The sequence below is a fragment of the Ruegeria sp. CDSA079 genome (genome assembly GCF_059612245.1).
The window spans coordinates 143,884-159,992 of the sequence record NZ_JBXWQF010000002.1 but is presented as its reverse complement, the minus strand read 5'-3'; the positions used below and the strand labels follow the sequence as shown (position 1 = coordinate 159,992).

Here is a 16,109-nt window from a genome sequence, read left to right as displayed (position 1 = left end):
AATGGCAAAACGCCTGACGCCGCTTGAGATCATGACCAAGCTGATCTCTTTTCCGACTGTAAGCCGTGAAACCAATCTGCCACTGGTGGATTGGGTTGAGGAATACCTGCAAGTTCATGGGATCGAACCGCATCGTTGGCCAGATCCGGATCAACCGCACAAGGCCGCTATCTTTGCGCATGTTGGTCCATTGGAAGAGGGCGCGGTGATTCTTTCTGGCCATACCGACGTCGTGCCGGTGGATGGGCAGCCGTGGGATACGGACCCGTTCACCGTGACCGAGAAGGACGGCAAGTATTTCGGACGCGGCACCTGCGACATGAAAGGCTTTGATGCTCTGGCCATATGGACCCTTGTCGAAGCACATCACGCAGGGGTCCAACGACCATTGCAGCTTGCGCTCAGCTTTGATGAAGAAGTCGGCTGTACCGGCGCGCCGCCGATGATCAAGGCGATGCAGGAGGTTCTGCCGAAAGGTTCCGCCGTGATCGTGGGTGAACCGTCGATGATGCAGGCCGTGACGGGGCACAAAGGCGGGTTTGGCTTTGACACGCACATCATGGGATTCGAAGTTCATAGCTCGATCATGCATACAGGGGTAAACGCGATCATGGAGGCTGCGCCTCTGATCGATTGGGCGAACCAGCAGAACGCCGAGAACATGGCGACAGAACCTAGCCCGATCGCCTCTGTGTTCGATCCACCGTGGACGACCTGTCACGTCGGCATGATTGAAGGTGGCACAGCCCATAACATTACGGCCAAAGATTGCCGGTTCATGATGGATTTCCGAACCGTACCGGATGAAACCAAAGCGCAATGGCAGGATGCGTATTTTCAGCAGGTGCGCGCGATTGAGGCTCGTATTCAGGCTGTGCGTCCGGAAGCCCGTATTGAGCTGTCTGAAAACTTCGCGATTCCGGGGCTTGTGCCTGAACAGGACGGCGAGGCCGAAGCTTTGGTGCGCGTGCTAACCGGGGACAATGCAAGTCACGTTGTCAGTTATGGGACGGAGGCGGGCCAGTTTCAGGAGGCAGGGTATTCTGCTGTGATTTGTGGGCCGGGCGATATTGCGCAGGCCCACCAGCCGAATGAGTTCATCTCGATTGCGCAGTTCGAAGCTGGGCAAAAGTTCATGCAGCGCCTGGTTGAAAAGCTGGGCACCTGATCCGACGTAAAGCAGTGACGTTAGTCAAAAGGGAGATCTTGAGATGCCCGTGAAAAACAGACTTGCGGAAATGCACGGCGAGATTGCCAAGTGGCGTCGTCACCTGCATGCGCATCCTGAGCTAATGTATGACGTCCACGAAACTGCAGCATTTGTTGCGGACCGCCTGAAAGAGTTTGGTGTAGACGAGATTACTCCGGGGATTGGCAAGACAGGCGTGGTCGGCGTTATCAAGGGGCGCACGGATACACAGGGGCGTGCCATTGGCCTGCGGGCTGACATGGACGCGCTGCCGATTGAAGAAGCGACAGGGCTGGACTACGCCTCGACCGTTTCGGGTAAGATGCATGCCTGCGGGCACGACGGGCATACCTCGATGCTGTTGGGGGCCGCGCAGTACCTGGCGGAGACGCGCAACTTCGATGGCAATGTGGTTTTGATCTTTCAACCAGCCGAGGAAGGTGGCGCAGGGGGGCTGGCCATGTGTCAGGACGGCTTGATGGAGCGCTGGGGCATTCAGGAAGTCTACGGTATGCACAACATGCCCGGCCTGCCCGTGGGTGAGTTTGCCATTCGACCCGGTGCGTTGCTGGCCTCATCTGATGAGTTCGAAGTCACTGTTACGGGCAAGGGCGGGCACGCTGCCGCACCGCATGACGCAGTGGATACGACGCTGGTTGCCTCGCATATCGTTGTTGCATTGCAATCCGTGGTGTCGCGCACGGTTGACCCGATCAAGCGCGTTGTGTTGACAGTCGGAACCTTTGAAACAGACAGTGTTGCGTCAAACGTGATTGCGCACACTGTACGTTTGCAGGGTACCGTTCGGACGCTGGATCCCGAATACCGCTCAATCGCGGAAGAACGGGTGCGCCGGATTGCCGAAGATACGGCCTCGGCCTTTGGAGCAAAGGCAGAGGTCGTCTGGACACCGGGATATCCTGTGACCGTGAATTCCGAGACAGAGACAACATACGCGGCCGAAGCGGCGGCGGCTGTTGCGGGCAAGGTCAACGACAGTACGGACCCGATCATGCCGTCTGAAGATTTCGCCTACATGCTTGAAGAACGGCCCGGAGCCTACATCTTTATCGGGAACGGGGACACGGCCATGTGTCATCACCCGGAATACAATTTTGACGACGACGCGATCCCCGCCGGCTGCAGTTGGTTTGCCGAGCTTGTGGAACGACGATTGCCCGTCGCTTAAATCAGGGAGAATGCCATGCCGATCAAAAACCGCCTTGCAAAGATGCACGCAGAAATCACCGGGTGGCGGCGTGACATTCACCAACACCCGGAAATTCTGTACGATACACACCGCACAAGTGCGCTGGTGGCCGAAAAGCTGAAGGAATTCGGCTGTGACGAGGTCGTAACCGGTATCGGCCGCACCGGCGTGGTTGGGGTCATTCGCGGTAAAAGCGACACGCAGGGCCGTGCGATTGGTCTTCGCGCCGACATGGACGCCCTGCCGATGCAGGAGCAGACCGGGCTGGGCTACGCCTCGAAAACAGCAAATGCGATGCATGCCTGCGGGCATGATGGGCACACGGCGATGGTTTTGGGAGCGGCAAAGTACCTGACTGAAACGCGCAATTTCGATGGCACTGCAATCGTGATTTTTCAACCCGCCGAGGAAGGTGGCAATGGGGCTGAAGCCATGTGCAAGGACGGTCTGATGGACCGGTTTGGCATTCAGGAAGTTTATGCGATGCACAACGTCCCGGGCGTAGCGACTGGGCAGTTTGCCATCCGCTCGGGCCCGCTGCTGGCTGCGGCGGACGAGTTTGACATTCACCTCGAAGGACGCGGGGGTCACGCGGCGAAACCGCATGAGACAGTTGATACGACGGTGATGCTGTCGCAACTGATCGTAGCGTTGCAAACGATCGTATCGCGCAATGCGGATCCGATCCTGCAAGCCGTGCTGTCTGTGACCTCGGTCGAGACGTCCTCGAAAGCGTTCAACGTGATCCCGCAATCGGCGCAGATACGCGGCACGGTCCGGACCCATTCCAACGAGATGCGCAATCTGATCGAACAGCGCCTCAAAGAGGTGGCCGAAGGGGTCGCCGCGACTTTTGGCGGTTCGGTGAACGTCAACTATACGCGCGGCGTTCCCGTGACGATCAATGCCGAAGCTCAGACGGGATTTGCCGAAGAAGCCGCAGTCTCGGTTGGGGGCAGTTGCATCGATGCGCCGATGGTGATGGGGGGCGAAGACTTCTCGTTCATGCTGGAAGAACGACCCGGAGCCTTCATCGTTCTGGGCAATGGCGACAGCGCCGGGTTGCACCATCCCGAATACAATTTCAACGATGAGATTATCCCGATTGGGTGCTCATGGTTTGCAGAAATGGTCGAGCGCCGGATGCCGGCAGCTTGAATTAGGAGAGAGAAGATATGCCAGTCAAAAACCGCTTTGCCGAATTGCAGAATGAGATCACCGCATGGCGACGGGACCTTCACGAGAACCCGGAAATCCTGTTCGAAACCCATCGCACCAGCGCAGTTGTGGCCGAGAAGCTCGAAGAGTTCGGCTGTGACGAGGTCGTCACCGGAATTGGCCGAACAGGTGTTGTGGGTGTGATCAAGGGTAAGTCGGACAACAAGGGCAAGGTGATTGGCCTGCGCGCGGATATGGACGCGCTGCCGATCCACGAGGCGACTGGATTGGATTATGCCTCAAAAACGCCGGGTGCCATGCATGCGTGTGGCCATGATGGACATACGGCGATGTTGCTGGGCGCGGCGAAATACCTGTCTGAAACCCGCAATTTCGATGGCACCGTTGTTGTGATCTTCCAACCTGCGGAAGAAGGCGGCGGCGGTGGTCGCGAAATGTGCGAAGACGGCATGATGGACCGCTGGAACATTCAGGAAGTTTACGGAATGCATAATTGGCCGGGGCAGCCTGTCGGCAAGTTTGCAATCCGTCCGGGCTCGTTCTTTGCTGCGACCGATCAGTTCGACATCACTTTTGAAGGACGCGGTGGTCACGCGGCCAAGCCTCATGAGACGATAGATACGACGGTGCTGGCTGCGCAGGCGGTTTTGGCGCTGCAAACAATTTCCTCGCGCAACGCGGACCCGATCGATCAGGTTGTGGTTTCAGTGACGTCGTTTGAGACCTCGTCGAAAGCCTTCAACGTGATCCCGCAGACCGTTCAGATCAAAGGAACCGTGCGTACGATGAGCAAGGACATGCGCGACTTGGCTGAAAAGCGGATCAACGAGATTTGCAACGGCGTTGCGGCCACATTCGGCGGTACCGCTGATGTGACCTATATCCGTGGGTATCCGGTGATGGTGAATAGTGACGAGCAGACGGAGTTTGCCGCCGATGTTGCCCGGTCGGTGTCCGGAGATTGTAACGATGCGCCGTTGGTCATGGGCGGAGAAGACTTCGCCTTCATGCTGGAAGAGCGTCCAGGTGCCTACATCTTGGTGGGCAATGGCGATACGGCCATGGTTCATCACCCGGAGTACAATTTCAACGATGAAGCCATTCCGGCCGGCTGTAGCTGGTGGGCGGAGATTGTTGAACAGCGGATGCCAGCAGCCTGATGAGCAGGGTGGGGGCTCTGCCCCCACACCCCCGGGATATTTCTAGCCAGATGAAGATGGATCCTGTGTGTGCAGATCAAGCTCTGTACAGAGGGTGTTGATGACCGCTTCCAGAGCATCTGACTGCGTGTTTACGCAGGATTGGGCTGCTTGTTGCGCGGATTGCAGAGCGTTCTGATCTGACAACCAGTTTGCCACGATTTCGGACAGGTCAGCAGCGGTTTTTACTTCGACTGCACCACCGGATGCGATCAGCGGGGCAAAAGTTTCAGAAAAGTTGAAATAACCCGGGCCGGTGATCACGGCAGCCCCGGCCTGCGCCGGTTCAAAGGGATTGTGGCCTCCGATTTCCTTCAGAGACCCGCCAAGAAACACGATCGGGCAAAGCGCGTACCATGTTCCGGTCTCGCCCAATGAATCGGCCACGTAGATTTGGGTGCTTTCGTGGATTGCTTCGCTTTTGGAGCGGAAAGACGCCGTCATCCCGGCATCTTGGATCAGCGTGGCGACTTCACTTCGGCGTTCAGGGTGGCGCGGTATTAAGAGCAACAGCAGGTCAGGCCACCGCTCGAGCAAGGTTTTGTGCGCGGCCAGAACGATTTCTTCTTCGCCTGCGTGGGTTGAGCTTGCGATCCAGACGGGACGGTTTGCGATCTGCGTCTGGATGTCTTGCAAAGTGGCCTGATCCACGGGCAACGGATCTGACATTGCCTTGAGGTTAGTGCCTGGAAGCACGCGGTTCGGCGCTGCGCCAATGTCGATCAGGTTAGTTGCGGTTTTGTCATTCTGGGTCAGAAACAGGCGGAATTTGGACAAGATGAAACGCGCGGTGTCCGGGCGTTTTTTCCAGCCCGCGACGGACTTGTCTGAAAGCCGCGCGTTCAAAAGCGCTAATGGGGTGTTCCGCTGATGACTTTCCACGATCAGTTGCGGCCAAATCTCGCTTTCCACAAAAACGCCCGCATCTGGCTGCCAATGATCGAGGAAGCGTCCTACCGGGCCTGCAGTGTCCAGCGGCGGATATTGATGCCGCGTTCGTGGGGGCAGGCGTTTGGCAATCAGGGCGGCCGAGGTGGGGGTGCCGGAGGTGATCAGGAACTCGGCATCTGGCAGGCGGACTCCCAGCCGTTTGATCATGCTGAGGACCGACAGGCTCTCGCCGACACTGGCGGCGTGAAACCAGATCAGACGCCCGGAAGGGCGGGGCAGGCTGGCATGGCCAAGCCGTTCCTTCTGGCGGTTCTCAGGCACTTCTGCTGCGCGCAGTTTGTTGCGAACGATGCGCCATGCCAACGGCTGGGCAAGAGCAGTGAAGCCGCAGTACAGCCGGTACAGCAGCGTCGGGCGGTCGCTTGCGCCGTGCATGTCAGCCGCCTGTGTGGCTCATGTGACGGCTCATCTGACCATCGACAGCCTGGCGGGAATAGTCGAAGTCATGCCCCTTGGGCTTGAGATTGATTGCAGAACGGATCGCTTCTTCAAGCGGCAGTTCAGTATCCGGATGATCGCGCAGCGAAGCCCGAAGGTCGGCCATATCCTCCTGACCGAGGCACATGTAAAGCTCACCTGTGCAAGTCAGGCGCACTCGGTTGCAGCTTTCGCAGAAATTATGTGACAGCGGTGTGATGAAACCGATCTTCTGACCCGTTTCCTCCAGCCGGACATAGCGGGCCGGGCCACCGGTGCGTTCAGCCAGATCGGTGACCGTATAGTGGTTTTCGTATTCCTTGCGCACGTCCTTGAGAGACCAGTATTGATCCAGGCGGTCTTCGTTGCCGATGTCGCCCATGGGCATGACCTCGATCCAGGTCAGGTCCATGTCACGTTCGGCGCACCATTCCGTGATCTTTGGCAATTCAGGTTCATTGAACCCTTTGAGAGCAACGGCGTTGATCTTGATCCGCAGGCCCGCTTTTTGCGCGGCGTCGATGCCGTTGAGGACCTGTTTCAGACGTCCCCAGCGCGTAACCTCGGCGAATTTGTCATCGTCCAGCGTATCCAGTGAGATATTCACGCGCCGCACGCCAGCCGCATACAAGTCCTCCGCGAAACGGTGTAGTTGCGAGCCGTTCGTTGTCAGCGTCAGTTCCTTCAACGCGCCACTGTCCAGATGACGTGTCATAGAATTGAAAAAACTCATGATATTGCGGCGCACAAGGGGTTCGCCGCCCGTGATTCGCAGCTTTTCGACCCCCATCTTCACAAAGGTCGAACACATCCGGTCCAGCTCTTCCAGCGTCAGCAGGTCTTTCTTGGGCAGAAAGGTCATGTTCTCGGACATGCAATACACACAGCGGAAATCGCAGCGATCTGTGACGGAGACGCGGAGATACGTGATGGCGCGGGCAAATGGGTCGATAAGCGGAGCTGTCATGACGTAATAGGTAAAGCCGGAACCTGCCCGCGACAAGGGCGAACTGCGCTTTGCGCTGGAACAGATGGGCGCAGGCCTGTAGGTTTCAGGGATGAAGAAAACACTTGTTTTGTTATGTGTGATGACGGCCGGATGCGACGCAGTACGGTCGACGACTGACCGTGTGTTCGGCGGGGGCGACGCGCCTGCGCAGACAGTGTCTGACACCGAAGCAGCCACCGAAGTGGCAGAAGAAGTGATGCGACCCGAGCCCGTTTCCGCGCGTCCCAGTTGGACCGGGGCGAAAACAACCATTGCGGGGCTGGGAGATCCGACCACTCCGGGACGCTGGATGCAGACACCGCTGGTGGATAGTGAGGTGACGGCACGAGTTGTCGTACCCAAAACCGGAGCGCAGGCCTATATTACACTCGTCCCAGTTTCAGGTCCCGAAAGTGGCGGTAGCCGCTTGTCGCTGGACGCCATGCGGGCCTTGTTGGTGCCCTTCGATGAGCTTGTCGAAGTAGAGGTCTACGCCGACTGATCTTTCAGGTATTTGCCTGCTTCACGGCGGGCGAAGGGTTTCATGGCGTCGCCATGTTCTGCCAGAAATGCAATCACGCGATCCGGGTCGTGTTTGGACAGTTCACGCAGCCACCAGGCGATGGACTTCTGAATGAACCAGTCGCGCTCGGGAACGTACAAGGCGGCCCAGCCGAGGATGCGGTCACGGCGCTGAAGGTCGTCAGGTTTGGGGTGGTTCTGCTTGGTCCAGGGCAAAGTTGCGACCAAGGCTGCCCGCTGAGCCCACATGTGGTCTGACCGGGTCCACTGCTCAACTTCGTCAAGCCGTTCAGGGTCGGCTGAAAGCCGCTTTTGCATGGCAATGCAGGCATGATCAGCAACCGCCCAGGCATCGAAATCAGGCAACCAGCTTTGGAGCAGCGCCCAAACCGCGTCGTCGGGCCGGATTCGCGCTTGGGTGAGGAGTTTGGCGGCACTAAGACGGCCTTCGTGGATATTGGTCTGCCAAAGGGCATCCGCCAGTGCGACACGAGTGGGAACGTCCAACTCTTGCCGCCACGCTTTGGTCAAGTCGTTGAGCACCGGGTTCCCTACACCGAGATAGGGGCGGGCGACCTTATGATAGGCCGCCATCTGCTGGGCGCGTTCGGGGTCGGCTTGGGCCTGTAGCGCGGACAGCGCCTCGTCCAGTGTCATCGGCTCAGCTTGTGAAGCAGATGCGCGCGCACTGTGGGCCATTCCGGTGCAATGATCGAATAGACCGCCGTGTCGCGCACAGTGCCGTTGGGCACCAACATATGGGCCCGAAGGATGCCATCAAGCTGCGCGCCGAGCCGTTCGATGGCCCGTCGCGACTGGGAGTTCATCCGATGGGTCCGGAATTCGACCGCATTGCAGCGCAGATCTTCAAACGCATGACGCAGCATCAATAGTTTCGCTTCGGTGTTCAGCGGTGTGCGCTGGACAGCTCGTCCGATCCAGGTCGACCCGATTTCGACACGCCTGTTGACCTCATCAGTGTGCATGAAGGTGGTCATTCCAACCGGGGTGCTATCTGGAGTCATTAGCGTAAAGGGCTGCATATCGTGCAACCCCAGGCGGCGTGTGATCTCGGCTTTCATCCCGTTAGCTGTTGGGATGGAGGTGTACCATAGCTGTCCCAGATCCGCTGCCGCGACTTTCAAGTCTTCGGCATGCGCGATATCCAGTGGTTCCAGCCGGACGTGATCTCCGACAAGCGTGACAGGGGCGGGCCAGGTCATTCCACAGTGACCGACTTGGCCAGGTTGCGCGGCTGATCCACATCCGTGCCTTTGGCAACGGCCGTGTGATAGGCCAGCAGTTGCGCGGGAACGGAATAAAGGATTGGCGCAAGGCTGGTGTGAACGTGTGGCATTCGGATGGTGCTCCAAACGCCATCGCCGGCTTCGTTAATCCCATCATCATCCGACACGAGGATCACCTTGCCCTTGCGCGCCATCACTTCCTGCATGTTCGATACGGTCTTGTCGAACACGGTGTCACGTGGGGCCATGACAACCACGGGCATATGCTTGTCGATCAGGGCGATGGGGCCATGTTTCAGCTCGCCCGATGCATAGCCTTCCGCGTGGATATAGCTGATTTCCTTGAGCTTCAGCGCGCCTTCCATTGCCAGCGGAAACATCAGGCCGCGGCCCAGAAACAGAACGTCGCGTGCTTCGGACAGTCGTTGGGCCGCCTTACGGATCGCACGGTTCTGATCCAAAGCCGCATTTAATACAGTCGGCAACCCGCGCAGGGCGGCGGCGTGATCAGCGATTTCCTCAGCCGTCAGTGTGCCCCGGTCGGCGGCGGCCTTCAGGGCCAGCATTAACAGCACGCTGAGCTGGCAGGTAAACGCCTTGGTCGAGGCGACGCCGATTTCGACACCGGCATGAATCGGCAGAGCGATATCGCTTTCCCGTGCAATCGAGCTTTCGGGGACATTGACGACCGAAACGACCTTGTCAGCCTTGCCTTCACAATAGCGCAGCGCGGCCAGCGTGTCTGCGGTTTCCCCCGACTGGCTGACGAACAGCGCCAGAGTACGGTCGGTGATCGGAGGTTCGCGATAGCGGAACTCGCTGGCGATATCGACTTCAACGGGCATCTTGGCCAGCTGTTCGAACCAGTATTTTGCGGTCAGGCAAGCGTAGAACGCGGTGCCGCAGGCCACCATGGTCAGGCGGTCCAGCTTGCTGAAGTCCAGATCTGTATCGGGCAACACGACACGGTCAACGCCTGTGGGCAGGTAGGACCGGATTGCCTCGGCCACGACGACGGGCTGCTCGGCGATTTCCTTGGCCATGAAGTGTTTGTGCTCGCCCTTGTCGGCGCGTGCATGATCCAGCTTGATCTGGCGCTTTTCACGGTTGGCAAGCTCACCGGCCTCATTTCGGATCTCCAAAGACGTGCGGGTCAGGACCGCGCGGTCGCCTTCCTCAAGATACGTGATCTGATTGGTCAGTGGAGCCAGCGCGATGGCATCGGAACCGACATACATCTCACTGTCCCCGTGGCCGATGGCCAGAGGTGACCCTTTACGAGCAGCCACGATCAGGTCGTCCTCACCGTCAAACAAAAACGCCAGCGCAAAGGCGCCTTCCAGCTGATCGATCGTTTTGAATGCAGCTTCAACCGGGGACAGGCCCGAATTCAGGTGGTGTTCCGTCATCAGGGCGACGGTTTCGGTATCCGTCTCGGTCTGAAAATCGACGCCATGTTCGGCAAGTTCGGCCCGCAGGTCGCGATAGTTTTCGACGATGCCGTTATGTACCACAGCCACGGGGCCGGCCTTGTGCGGATGCGCGTTGTTGATCGAAGGCGCGCCGTGGGTGGCCCAACGAGTGTGGCCAATACCTGATTTTCCGGGCAGCGGGTCATGCACCAGAAGGTCGCTGAGATTGACCAGCTTTCCGACCGCGCGCCGTCGGCCCAATGCGCCGTCGTTGACGGTTGCAATCCCGGCGCTGTCATAGCCGCGATATTCCAGCCGTTTCAAGGCCTCTACCAGAATAGGGGCCGCTTCATGCTGCCCCAGAACACCTACAATTCCACACATATTCTCAGGCCTTTTTATCGCGGCGAGCCTTCTTCGCCTTTAACATATCAAACAATTTGCGCGCGTATCCGGGTTTGTTTTCCTGCTTGGCGCGGGCAACAGCCAACGCGTCAGGGTCCACATTCTTGGTCACGACGGAGCCCGTCGCGGTCATCGCGCCATCACCCACAGTGACCGGGGCTACGAGCATGGTGTTCGACCCGATAAAGACGTTCTCACCGATGGTGGTCTTGTGCTTCATCACGCCGTCATAGTTACAGGTGATCGTCCCCGCGCCAATGTTTGTTGCGGCACCGACCGATGCATCGCCGATATAGCTGAGGTGATTGATCTTCGCGCCTTCGGCGATTTCGGCATTCTTGATCTCGACGAAGTTCCCGACCCGCGTGTTTTCCGCAAGTTCGGCGCCGGGGCGTAGTCGGGCATAGGGCCCTATGATGGCACCACGGCTAACATGGCAACCTTCCAGATGGGAAAACGCTCGGATCGTCGCGCCGCTTTCAACCGTGACGCCGGGCCCGAACACCACATTGGGTTCGATGACCGTGTCCCGCCCGATCACTGTGTCGGCCGCCAGATACACCGTTTCCGGGGCCATCAATGTAACACCTTGTTGCAGCAGAGCTGCGCGCGCGCGGGCTTGATACTCTGCATCCGCGGCGGCCAAATCTGCGCGCGAATCCACACCCAGGGTTTCCGCCTCGTCGCACTTGATCGCGGTGGCATTCAGTCCACGTGAATTTGCCAAAGCAGCCAGTTCGGTCAGATAATACTCGCCTGATGCGTTTTCATTGCTGACCTGATCGATCAGGTCGAACAGCAAGTCGGCATCGCAGGCCAGCAAACCGCTGTTGGTAAAGCGGATGGCGCGCTGTTCTTCAGTGGCGTCCTTGTATTCGACAATCTCGACCAGCCGATCACCGTCCATGATCAGCCGCCCGTACCGGGGCTGAACTTCGGCAATGTCAAAGCCCAGCATGACCAGATCAAAGGATTCGCGTGCCTCGATCATACGTTCCAGAGTCGACGGGTCGATGAAGGGCGTGTCGCCGTACAGAACGATGACGTCGCCACGGAACCCTGCCAAGGCCTCACGTGCCTGCGCGACGGCATGCGCGGTGCCAAGCTGTTCTTCCTGAACCGCGATCTGAGCGGTATCATCCTCTGCCTTCGCAGCCTTTGCCACAGCTTCGGACCCATGGCCCGTGACGATCACCGTCCGCTCGGGCGACAGGACAGACCCGGCGCGCATCGCGTGGACAAGCATCGGAACTTGCGCGATGGGATGAAGGACTTTGGGAAGATCCGAATTCATCCTGGTGCCTTTTCCGGCGGCGAGGATGACAAGGGCAGTGCTCATGAAATCGTTTTCTCTTTGTGTTTTGTTGCGGACCGTTTTATCCGCTGAGGGCAAAGGCGCAAGTCGTTCGGCCATCAAACAAGATTGCCGATTGAAACAGGACACGGCGAAAACCTGCCGAACAAGGAGGCTAAATGCGTACAGTCATTTTCGATCTGGACGGCACTTTGGCGGATACATCGGGCGATTTGCTGGCTGCGGCGAACCATTGTTTTCGCGAAATGGGGCATGGCGATGTACTGGTCCACGGGCCGGATTCCGGTATAGCACTGCGTGGCGGGCGCATGATGTTGACCCAGGGGTTAAAGCGCGTTGGGGCCTATGATGAGGACACCGTCCACGCCTATTATCCAGTTCTGCTAGAGGCCTATGCGCAGGATATCGACACCCACACCAGTTTCTATCCCGGCGCTTTGCAGGCGGTCGAAATGCTGTGCAGTGCAGGTTACGGTGTGGGCATTTGCACCAACAAACCGGAACATCTGGCCGAATTGTTGCTGACCCGCATGGGGGTACGAGACCGCTTTGCCTCATTGGTCGGGGCCGATACGCTGCCGGTGCGCAAGCCTGATCCGGCTCCGCTGCGCGAAGCGGCGCGTCGCGCCGGGGGTGATCCTGATCGGTGCGTGCTGATCGGTGACTCGGATACCGACCGCAATACCGCCAAAGCAGCGGGGGTGCCTTCGGTTCTGGTGACCTTTGGTCCATCGGGGGATGATATGGCGGCACTGGAGCCAGAAGCCCTGCTGCACCATTTTGACGATTTGCCCGGCCTCGTGCCCGATCTGATAGGTGCGGCAGCCTGAAACCTTGACCGGATCCAGTCGGAGCCTAAGAACAAAACTATGACCGAAAAATTCTCTGGCAATTTCACGCAGCAGGAACCCCTTCCCGAAGATGCGATTGAGGCGGCTTTGGTCGTTCTGCGTCATGGGCGTTTGCATCGATATAACGTGGCCCCAGGCGAATTGGGGGAAACGGCCCTGCTAGAGCAGGAATTCGCGGCTCAGATGGGGGCGAAATACTGTTTGGCTGTGTCTTCTGGCGGATATGCACTGGCCACGGCCTTGCGCGCGGTCGGCGTTCAACCCGGTGATCCGGTTCTGACAAACGCGTTCACACTGGCACCGGTACCGGGGTCGATTGCCTCGGTCGGGGGGCGGGCCATCTTTGTGGGTGTTACGGAAAACCTGACTATCGATTTGGATGATCTTGAGTGCAAGCTGGATCAGGCGCGCGTGCTGATGCTCAGCCATATGCGCGGGCATCTGTGTGACATGGACCGGCTGATGCAGATGTGCGACGCCGCCGGGGTAATCGTGATTGAAGATTGCGCGCATACGATGGGTGCGGCCTGGCGCGGTCAGTTGTCGGGGCGGCAGGGCGCAATCGGGTGTTTTTCTTGCCAGACCTACAAGCATGTCAACTCGGGCGAGGGCGGTTTACTGGTCACCGATGATGAGGAGCTGGCGGCCAAGGCCACCATGCTGTCGGGGTCATACATGCTGTATGAACGCCATCTTGCCGCACCAGGACCCGAGGTGTTCGATCGGATCAAGTATACGACGCCCAACGTGTCTGGCAGGATGGACAATCTACGCGCGGCGATCCTGCGTCCGCAATTGCGGGATCTGGACCGGCAGGTGGAACGATGGAACGAGCGCTATCGCGCGCTTGAGGCCGGATTGCGCGGCACTCCGGGCCTGACCATTGTTGAGCGGCCCAAGGAGGAAACCTATGTCGGGTCTTCGATCCAGTTCTTGCTGCTGGATTGGTCACCTGAGAGGATTGCCGACGTCCTCAGCCGTTGCGCGGCGCGTGGTGTCGAACTGAAATGGTTCGGAGGGGCAGAGCCATCCGGGTTTACGTCGCGTTATGACAGTTGGCGGTATTTCGACAGTGAGCGTATGCCTGAAAGTGATCGTGTTCTGGCTGGTGTCATGGATATGCGCGTGCCACTGACCTTTTCGATTGAGGACTGCCAACTGATTGCCCGCATCATCCGCACTGAAGTAGGAGCGGTTTACCAATCATAACTCAGCAGAGTGCGCCTGCGGCGTACGCTCAATCTTTTGCAACGCCGCCCCCGTTTGGGCGGCGTTTTGCATTTGCGGTGTTTCACAAAGATTGACCGGGCAGGAATTCGCTGATACTTGTTTATTGAACACTTGTTCATTAACGCGGAGGGAAGACGCAGATGTTCATGGCCACGATGAAGTTTGATCTGGGTGAGGATGTGAATGCCCTGCGTGAGATGGTGCATCGCTGGGCGCAGGAACGGGTTAAGCCGATGGCGGCTGAAATCGACTCGACCAATGCCTTTCCGAACGAACTGTGGAAAGAGATGGGAGAGCTTGGCCTGTTGGGTGTCACCGTGCCCGAAGAATATGGCGGTGCTGAGATGTCCTACCTGGCGCATACGATTGCTGTTGAAGAAATCGCGCGCGCGTCGGCGTCGGTATCTCTGTCATACGGGGCGCATTCGAACCTGTGCGTGAACCAGATCAAGCTGAACGGCACCGATGAGCAGAAGCAGAAATACCTGCCGCGTCTGATCTCGGGCGAGCATGTCGGCGCGCTGGCCATGTCGGAACCGTCGGCCGGATCGGACGTTGTGTCGATGAAGCTGCGTGCTGAAAAGCGGAACGATCACTACCGCCTGAATGGCAATAAATACTGGATCACCAACGGGCCGGACGCGGATACTCTGGTCGTCTACGCCAAGACTGACCCCGACGCCGGGTCCAAGGGCATCACGGCCTTTCTAATCGAAAAAGAGATGAACGGGTTTTCGACCTCACCCCATTTCGACAAGTTGGGGATGCGCGGATCGAATACAGCTGAACTGATCTTCGAAGATGTCGAAGTGCCATTCGAGAATGTGCTGGGTGAAGAAGGCAAGGGCGTTGCCGTGCTCATGTCGGGGCTCGACTATGAACGTGTTGTTCTGGCCGGGATCGGCACCGGCATCATGGCGGCCTGTCTGGATGAGGTGATGCCCTATTTGGCCGAGCGAAAACAGTTCGGCAAACCCATCGGCAGCTTCCAATTGATGCAAGGCAAGATCGCCGACATGTACACCGCAATGAATTCGGCGCGGGCTTATGTCTATGAGGTCGCCAAGGCGTGCGACCGGGGTGATGTGACCCGGCAGGATGCGGCGGCCTGCTGCCTCTATGCATCAGAACAGGCGATGGTGCAGGCGCATCAGGCTGTTCAGGCGCTGGGCGGGGCGGGGTTCCTGTCGGATTCACCAGTCAGCCGGATTTTCCGGGATGCCAAGCTGATGGAAATTGGTGCAGGCACCAGCGAGATTCGCCGGATGCTGATTGGTCGTGAAATGATGAGCAAAATGCTCTGAGGAAAAAACGCCCCGCAGACGAGGGAACCGCGGGGCGCTTTGAAGATGGGATCAGAACTTATGGACGTAGGAAACGCCGACCAGGAACGGATCGATTTCTGCGGTGCCGATATTGGTCCCGTTCAGCGACACGTCCGAGTCGATGTCGAACCAGCGTACGTTCAGGCGGACCGCGCCGTTGTCGCTGACCATGTAATCCAGACCGGCCTGCAGCGAGACACCGAAGGAGTCATCGACTTTGAGATCGCCCAGAGCGGTTTGTTCGTCAAAGAAGATGGTGTAGTTCAAACCGGCACCCACATAGGGTTTCCAAGCGCTGTTGGTCGGGAAGTGATAGTTCACCGAAAGGGTGGGCGGAAGGTGCTTTACCGTGGCCGCATCAACACCGCCCAGGGCGATGGTGTGTTTGAACGGCGTCGCGGCCAGCAGCTCGATGCCCAGGTTGTCACGGATGAAGTATTCAGCGGTGAAGATCGGGCGCGTATCTGCGTCGATCGTGGCAGGCGCGCCTGCGATCGTGCCGTTGTCGGATTTCGGGTCCAGATAGCCCAAACCAACGCCAACGGTCCAATCGCCTTGCGATTGGGCAAACGCAGGGGCGGCCATCGCCAGCAGCGCGGTGGACAGGGTCAATGCGGCGAGTTTCTTAGTCATATTGTTGCCTTTGGTTCTGTTGATGGGACCGAAGTC

At 58.4% G+C, this 16,109-nt stretch carries 15 protein-coding genes; 8 read left to right on the top strand and 7 right to left on the bottom strand.

Going from position 1 to position 16,109, the window contains the following annotated elements; translation table 11 throughout:
* Window position 1: 1 nt before the first annotated feature.
* The 4 genes from argE to AC2FJZ_RS02890 are packed head-to-tail and all read left to right on the top strand — an operon-like array spanning window position 2 to window position 4,738.
* Window positions 2-1,168 (top strand): acetylornithine deacetylase, encoded by a 1,167-nt coding sequence (gene argE, locus AC2FJZ_RS02905; RefSeq protein WP_496776004.1) that lies wholly within the window; start codon window positions 2-4, stop codon window positions 1,166-1,168.
* Window positions 1,169-1,211: 43 nt separating this feature from the next.
* On the top strand, window positions 1,212-2,378 hold the full coding sequence (locus AC2FJZ_RS02900; protein WP_050602794.1) for a M20 aminoacylase family protein: 1,167 nt from the start codon (window positions 1,212-1,214) through the stop codon (window positions 2,376-2,378).
* A 15-nt stretch (window positions 2,379-2,393) separates the two neighbouring features.
* Window positions 2,394-3,557 (top strand): M20 aminoacylase family protein, encoded by a 1,164-nt coding sequence (locus tag AC2FJZ_RS02895; RefSeq protein ID WP_496776003.1) that lies wholly within the window; start codon window positions 2,394-2,396, stop codon window positions 3,555-3,557.
* A 17-nt stretch (window positions 3,558-3,574) separates the two neighbouring features.
* Window positions 3,575-4,738: a M20 aminoacylase family protein gene (locus AC2FJZ_RS02890; RefSeq protein WP_050602792.1), complete on the top strand. Its 1,164-nt coding sequence runs from the start codon at window positions 3,575-3,577 to the stop codon at window positions 4,736-4,738.
* Window positions 4,739-4,780: 42 nt separating this feature from the next.
* Here the strand turns inward: AC2FJZ_RS02890 and AC2FJZ_RS02885 are convergent, their stop codons facing one another.
* The gene (locus AC2FJZ_RS02885) at window positions 4,781-6,103 is read right to left on the bottom strand and encodes a 3-deoxy-D-manno-octulosonic acid transferase (RefSeq protein ID WP_496776002.1); all 1,323 of its coding nucleotides are present in this window, start codon (window positions 6,101-6,103) and stop codon (window positions 4,781-4,783) included.
* 1 nt (window position 6,104) lies between these two features.
* Complete coding sequence (gene moaA / locus AC2FJZ_RS02880) at window positions 6,105-7,112, bottom strand: GTP 3',8-cyclase MoaA (RefSeq protein ID WP_496776126.1); 1,008 nt, start codon at window positions 7,110-7,112, stop codon at window positions 6,105-6,107.
* A gap of 91 nt (window positions 7,113-7,203) precedes the next feature.
* On the opposite strand from moaA, the gene AC2FJZ_RS02875 reads away from it, so the two are divergent.
* Window positions 7,204-7,635 carry a hypothetical protein gene (locus AC2FJZ_RS02875; protein WP_496776001.1) on the top strand — a complete coding sequence of 144 codons (432 nt, stop codon included), beginning with the start codon at window positions 7,204-7,206 and terminating at the stop codon, window positions 7,633-7,635.
* On the opposite strand, the gene AC2FJZ_RS02870 is transcribed toward AC2FJZ_RS02875, so the two are convergent.
* Genes AC2FJZ_RS02870 through glmU form a run of 4 tightly spaced genes read right to left on the bottom strand, consistent with a single transcriptional unit; the run spans window position 7,623 to window position 12,058 of the window.
* On the bottom strand, window positions 7,623-8,312 hold the full coding sequence (locus tag AC2FJZ_RS02870; RefSeq protein WP_496776000.1) for a DNA alkylation repair protein: 690 nt from the start codon (window positions 8,310-8,312) through the stop codon (window positions 7,623-7,625). The two genes, AC2FJZ_RS02875 and AC2FJZ_RS02870, sit on opposite strands and share 13 nt — an antisense overlap.
* Window positions 8,309-8,878, bottom strand: coding sequence for a GNAT family N-acetyltransferase (locus tag AC2FJZ_RS02865; RefSeq protein WP_496775999.1), 570 nt, complete (start codon window positions 8,876-8,878; stop codon window positions 8,309-8,311). Before AC2FJZ_RS02865 ends, AC2FJZ_RS02870 begins: the two co-directional genes overlap by 4 nt.
* Complete coding sequence (gene glmS, locus AC2FJZ_RS02860) at window positions 8,875-10,698, bottom strand: glutamine--fructose-6-phosphate transaminase (isomerizing) (protein ID WP_496775998.1); 1,824 nt, start codon at window positions 10,696-10,698, stop codon at window positions 8,875-8,877. The genes AC2FJZ_RS02865 and glmS overlap by 4 nt, the downstream gene beginning before the upstream one ends.
* Window positions 10,699-10,702: 4 nt before the next feature.
* The gene (gene glmU / locus AC2FJZ_RS02855) at window positions 10,703-12,058 is read right to left on the bottom strand and encodes a bifunctional UDP-N-acetylglucosamine diphosphorylase/glucosamine-1-phosphate N-acetyltransferase GlmU (RefSeq protein ID WP_496775997.1); all 1,356 of its coding nucleotides are present in this window, start codon (window positions 12,056-12,058) and stop codon (window positions 10,703-10,705) included.
* A 134-nt stretch (window positions 12,059-12,192) separates the two neighbouring features.
* Between glmU and AC2FJZ_RS02850 the strand changes: the two genes are divergently transcribed.
* From AC2FJZ_RS02850 to AC2FJZ_RS02840, 3 genes are all read left to right on the top strand, one after another.
* Window positions 12,193-12,864: an HAD-IA family hydrolase gene (locus AC2FJZ_RS02850; RefSeq protein ID WP_050602786.1), complete on the top strand. Its 672-nt coding sequence runs from the start codon at window positions 12,193-12,195 to the stop codon at window positions 12,862-12,864.
* A gap of 39 nt (window positions 12,865-12,903) precedes the next feature.
* Window positions 12,904-14,094 carry a DegT/DnrJ/EryC1/StrS family aminotransferase gene (locus AC2FJZ_RS02845; protein ID WP_496775996.1) on the top strand — a complete coding sequence of 397 codons (1,191 nt, stop codon included), beginning with the start codon at window positions 12,904-12,906 and terminating at the stop codon, window positions 14,092-14,094.
* Between the two features lie 161 nt (window positions 14,095-14,255).
* Window positions 14,256-15,419 (top strand): isovaleryl-CoA dehydrogenase, encoded by a 1,164-nt coding sequence (locus AC2FJZ_RS02840; RefSeq protein ID WP_496775995.1) that lies wholly within the window; start codon window positions 14,256-14,258, stop codon window positions 15,417-15,419.
* 51 nt (window positions 15,420-15,470) lie between these two features.
* Here the strand turns inward: AC2FJZ_RS02840 and AC2FJZ_RS02835 are convergent, their stop codons facing one another.
* On the bottom strand, window positions 15,471-16,073 hold the full coding sequence (locus AC2FJZ_RS02835; RefSeq protein WP_050602783.1) for an OmpW/AlkL family protein: 603 nt from the start codon (window positions 16,071-16,073) through the stop codon (window positions 15,471-15,473).
* Between the last annotated feature and the right edge of the window lie 36 nt (window positions 16,074-16,109).